The following is a 5,491-nucleotide window of genomic DNA, read 5'->3' on the forward strand; positions in this document are numbered from 1 at the left end:
ACGGAGACAACCTATTATTACCGAAAAAAAACAGGAAGCATTACTCTCTGCTTAACAGGCTTATCATTAGCCATTGCAGGCTTCCATCTTGGCATATTCTCCACCAAAACCCTCACTGCTGAATGACAATTATCATCAAAAATAAGTCCGTCCTGATAACCTAAATATGTTTTTTGCAGTTCCTCTTGTGATAAGGTTCGTACTTCTCCTACAGTGCCGTCTTTGTTTATAAAAAATTCTACATATACTTTCCCTTTAATTCCTTTTCTTTTGACGGATGGCGGATATTTCAATCGCTTATCAAAGTATTTGTAAAGCTTTTCATAACCTCCTTTTGGCTGCGCAGATGTTGTATCTGACAAGACTTTATCGTTCTGTATAACTATGTTACCTTGTAGTTTTTTATTTACCTGACCATACGAACAAAAGGAAAACAAACAAAAGCAACCTATTATTAACCCTTTCATACACTACCTCCTCTCCACCTTCACCACCACTGACTTAGAAATAGGTGTTTTACTGGTATGTGCATAATGATTGTATGGAATCAATACATTGGCTTCCGGAAAATATGTGCCTATGCAATGTGAAGGGATATCATAAGGGATCACCAAAAAGTTTTTGGCGATACGTTTTTCATCATCGTAGTTGCTTACCAGGTCTACCTCCTGCTCTGGCTTTAGTCCTGCCTCTTTGATATCTTTTTCGTTCATTAGCACCACCCGTCTCTCGTGGAGTATGCCTCTATAGCGGTCATCCAGGCCATAGATGGTGGTATTGTACTGATCATGGCTGCGGATGGTCATCATCAGGTATTCATCATCGGCTAGTTTGTGCTCGGGATTTTTGTTGATGGTGAAGTTGGCTTTGCCGGTCAGGGTTTTGAAATCGCCCTCCCGGGCTCCGTTGGGCAGGTAGAAGCCGCCCGGTTTTCTCACTCTATCATTGTAGTTATCAAAGCCCGGAATGGTCTGCTCAATAACATTTCTGATGTTGTCATAATTGGAAACGAGGTGATCCCAATCTACACTACTCTTATTTCCCAGGGTAGCTTTCGCTAACTCAGCCACTATTTTTGGCTCACTCAGCAGATGCTCAGAGGCCGGGGTCTTTCCTCCTCTGGATTGATGCACTACGCCGGTGGAATTTTCGACGGTCACAAATTGCTTCCCGCTTTCCTGCACATCCAGTTCGGTTCTACCCAGGCATGGAAGGATCAAGGCAGTTTTGCCATGTACCAGGTGGCTGCGGTTTAACTTGGTGGAGACGTGTACGGTCATGTCACATTGCTCCAGGGCTTTAGCCGTTAACTCGGTATCCGGGGTAGCGGAGAGGAAGTTGCCCCCCATAGCAAAGAAGAACTTTGCTTTTCCCTCTGCCATGGCTTTAATAGCTCCTACTACGTCGTGCCCTTCATTTTGCGGTGGCTCAAAATTGAAAACTTCTTTCAGCTTTTGCCCAAATTCAGGTTTTAGTTTTTCCCAGATTCCCATGGTACGGTCACCCTGCACATTGCTGTGGCCTCTAACGGGACAGGTTCCTGCTCCGGGTTTTCCTATACTTCCTTTGAGCAGCAGCAGGTTGACTACTTCCCTGATATTGTCAACAGCATTTTTATGCTGTGTAAGCCCCATGGCCCAGCAGGCAATAATTTTCTTTTTCCCGGCGAGCAGGTCAACGGCCTCCTCAATTTTCTCCCTTGAAACAGAAGTTTGGGCTATCAGCTCATCCAGACTATATTTCTCAAGATCAACGATCAGCTCTTCATAACCGCTGGTACTGTTTTTAATGAATTCATGATCAAGTACAGTGCCCGGAGCAGCTTTCTCCCTTTCAAGCAACAGCTTGAGCATTGCTTTGAGCAAGGGGACATCGCCATTAACACGAACCTGCAAAAACAGATCGGTCAGCTTTGTACCACTCCCGATCATATCCAGCGGCTTTTGTGGGTGCTTAAATCTGATCAGCCCGGCTTCGGACAGAGGGTTGATGGTGATGATCTTAGCGCCATTTTCTTTTGCTTTTTGCAAAGCAATTAACATCCGGGGATGGTTAGTACCTGGGTTTTGGCCTATGATCATGATAACTTCGGCCTCATAAAAATCTTCCAGTTTCACCGAGCCTTTGCCTATACCTACCGTTTCTGACAAACCTGAACCACTGGATTCGTGGCACATGTTAGAGCAGTCGGGCAGGTTATTGGTACCGTACTGCCTTACAAAAAGCTGGTATAAAAATGCTGCTTCATTACTGGTTCTTCCTGAGGTATAAAATATAGCCTCATCGGGGGAATGAAGTTTATTTAACTGCTTGCCGATAGTGCTAAAGGCATCTTTCCAGCTTATGGGTTCATAATGTGTGCTACCCTCCTTTAATATGATGGGTTGCACTACCCTGCCACTTTTACCAATCTCATAGTCAGACCAGCGGGATAATTCTTCTACAGCATGCTTTCTGAAAAATGCTGCATCTACGCGGGCGGTTGTGGCTTCTTCGGCCACTGCTTTGGCCCCATTTTCACAAAACTCCACGACGGACCTTTCCTTATCAGGATCGGGCCAGGCACAACCCGGACAATCAAACCCTTTAAACTGGTTGATCTTCAACATGGTCTTAGTCCCTTCAATCACACCTACTTCTCCGTAAACATGCTTCATGGAAGAGATCACTGCAGGTATTCCCCCTGCCAGCTTTTGCGGGTGTGTCAACTTAATGCCGGTATGTTTTTCCGGTGGTTGGGCCTTGATTTTCGCGGGGTCAGACATATCTAAAAAGTACCGTGTAATAGTTACTTACTAAGTTAAAACAATCGGCACTATTGGCCAAGGTCTTCCCCTTACTAAGCTACTCCGCTGGAGTATCTTTCTACCTGAGCCAGGCTTATTTAGGACGCTATCAAAACTAAATCATGGCTTGCTTAACTTCCGGGAGTTCGGTTCGGCAAAGCGGGACTGTCCCTGGTAGTATCTTCAGGCAGCATAATTTCAGCCTTTCAGGCCTTTTGGTCAGATGTGTATTCTTACAAAAGGCTGCACCTTTTGCTGATAGATGGTGCCCTTTCAGGGCTGGGATTGCGCTTACTAAGCATCAACTTGATTAAGGATGTTGCATTCTGCCTGGGGCACATTGCTCTCTGCGGCTGGTGGGATGTTAACAGTTATTTGAATTGTCAGTTGGCCGTAGACTTTCCTTATCGGAATGCCCTCTAAATTGTGGCTACTTTATGCACACGTGAAATTGTATGCATAGAGTAGCCTTAACTAAAGAAAAGTCATTATTTCACACAAGGTGTGGTTGCATCCTGGCACCCTTTACAAACCCCGGCAATATTGCAGCGTAGATGTTCCATAAAATTCATCAGGTACTGGGGAGTATCCGGTCTGTTGATGGTTACGGCATACCACGTTCTGAAGAGCCCTTTTCGCGTAACTGGCACCACTGCGAGTCTTTTGTCGTGCAGATAAGGTTCAATGATCCACTTCGCCAATACCTTTACTCCCATTCCCGCTTTTACCATTTCTACCGCGGCCTCTGTTATTTGTATAGGGATAACCTTCTTCGGCTGTACATTTTCCGGGATAAGCAGCTTTCTGTATAATGTTACAGTCTCTATAGGCAGAGAATGGATAATTATACGTTCGTCAGCAAAATCCTGTGCCTGTACATATTTCTTTTTTGTCCATGGGTGGTCAGAGGGCACAAGGGCGAGTAGCTCATCGGTGAACAGCTCTGTAAGCTTCACATTCGGGTTATCCACCCTGCCGCTTACTACGGCGAGGTCAAGTTTCCCTTCAAGAATATGGGTAACAGGATCGTTGGAATATTCCGGTAATATTTCAATATCTACATTAGGAAATTCCTTATTAAAATCCACCATAAGCGAGGGTAACCAGTGGTAGCAGGTATAACATTCAGTGGCCATTCTTAATGACCCTCTGTCGCCGCTCACATATTTTTTTACCGAGATCTCGGTTTGCTCCAATTCACTAAGAATTCGCTCGGCCGACTCCAGTACTATTTTCCCTGCACCGGTCAGTACAAGCCTTTTATTTACTCTATGAAACAATGGTGCACCAAGCTGGCTTTCAACTTCTTTTAACTGATGGCTCAATGCTGACTGCGACAAAAACAAGCTGTCTTTGGCTTTTGAAAGGCTACCCTTATCGGCCACCTCTTTTACCAATTTAAGATGACGTACCTCCATTTTTATGTATTAATTATTTTCATAAATATAAGAAATTAAATTCATCGTATTAATAGAACCCGCAAAAATGCAAGCCGTTAACTTGGGTACATCAAAAACAATATTACGACATGAAGGCACTTACTCTAACACCAAACTGCTACTGCATTGAAAACGATGTAAAATCAACAACAAAAAAACAACAAGACCTGTGTAAGGCTGATGATTTTGCCTGGCATTGCTATTTGAAGCAGGAGAAAAACCACAACATCGCTTTATCACTTTTTAATAAATAGGATTTGATGAGAATTAAAAATATACTTCTGCTATTGCTATTGGCCTCCATGTGGGGGCCATCATTTTTGTTTATCAAAGTGGCCGTTGCAGAAATACCTCCTATCACCCTGGCGGCTTCGAGAATAGTGCTTGCCGCCATAACACTGTATATCTTCTTGCTGATAAGCGGCTCTAAATTCAAAAAATCCGCATCATTCTGGAAGCATGTGGCCATTACAGGGTTCTTTGCCCAATCGCTGCCTTTCATTCTGATCAGTTGGGGAGAGGTCTATATCGATAGTGCTTTGGCTTCTATACTTAACGGGCTCACACCATTATTCACGGTAGTACTGGCCAACTTCATGATTGCCGATGAAAAGATGAATGTTCAAAAAATAGCCGGAACGGTCCTTGGCTTTATTGGCCTGATCGTGTTGCTGTCACCCAATTTCACTTCAGACATTAAGGCCTCCTTTTGGGGGATTTTTGCCATCACGCTGGCGGCTGCAAGTTATGGAATGGGTATGGTCTACACCAGAATATATCTGAAGGGAACTCCTCCCATGCACGCACCGGCCTCTCAATTATTAATCGCATCGGTTTATATGATCCCTTTCTCACTATGGATGGACGGCCCTTTGGATTTTGCAGCCATATCATTTAATGCATTAGGCTCCGTGCTGATCCTTGCCGTATTCGGGACTGCCATTGCCTATGTGGTCTATTTCAGGATCATTGAAAATACGAGTGCATCGTTTCTGTCTATGGTTACTTACCTCCTCCCGATCTTCGGTGTAGTGCTGGGCGTAACCTTTCTCGATGAATCTATTTCCATCGAGACCATTCTTGGCGCCATCTGCATCCTCGCCGGACTGATGATCGCCAATAATGTATTGAAACTTGGTGTATTCGGACTCAAGCCCAAAAGGGTTTGACCATTGGTTGATAAACTTTACCAGGCCTTCGGGTCTGGTGAAGTTTTCTCACTTCTGCGATATTAGCTTCCGCAAATACATTAATTATTGTTTTTTT

The 5,491-nt window shown here is 44.3% G+C and carries 4 protein-coding genes; 1 reads left to right on the forward strand and 3 read right to left on the reverse strand.

Annotated elements, in window-relative coordinates; all coding sequences use genetic code 11:
• Nucleotides 1-17: 17 nt before the first annotated feature.
• From E1163_RS02855 to E1163_RS02865, 3 genes are all read right to left on the reverse strand, one after another.
• Nucleotides 18-467, reverse strand: a complete 450-nt coding sequence (locus tag E1163_RS02855; protein WP_155169258.1) for an energy transducer TonB — start codon at nt 465-467, stop codon at nt 18-20.
• Nucleotides 468-470: 3 nt separating this feature from the next.
• Nucleotides 471-2,765: an FdhF/YdeP family oxidoreductase gene (locus E1163_RS02860; RefSeq protein ID WP_155169259.1), complete on the reverse strand. Its 2,295-nt coding sequence runs from the start codon at nt 2,763-2,765 to the stop codon at nt 471-473.
• Nucleotides 2,766-3,274: 509 nt separating this feature from the next.
• Entirely contained in the window at nt 3,275-4,204 is a 930-nt protein-coding gene (locus tag E1163_RS02865; protein ID WP_155169261.1) for a LysR family transcriptional regulator, read from the reverse strand.
• 281 nt (nt 4,205-4,485) lie between these two features.
• On the opposite strand from E1163_RS02865, the gene E1163_RS02870 reads away from it, so the two are divergent.
• The gene (locus E1163_RS02870; RefSeq protein ID WP_155169263.1) at nt 4,486-5,394 is read left to right on the forward strand and encodes a DMT family transporter; all 909 of its coding nucleotides are present in this window, start codon (nt 4,486-4,488) and stop codon (nt 5,392-5,394) included.
• Nucleotides 5,395-5,491 lie beyond the last annotated feature (97 nt).

Origin of the sequence: Fulvivirga kasyanovii (assembly GCF_009711405.1) — a bacterium.
GTDB classification, from domain to species: domain Bacteria; phylum Bacteroidota; class Bacteroidia; order Cytophagales; family Cyclobacteriaceae; genus Fulvivirga; species Fulvivirga kasyanovii.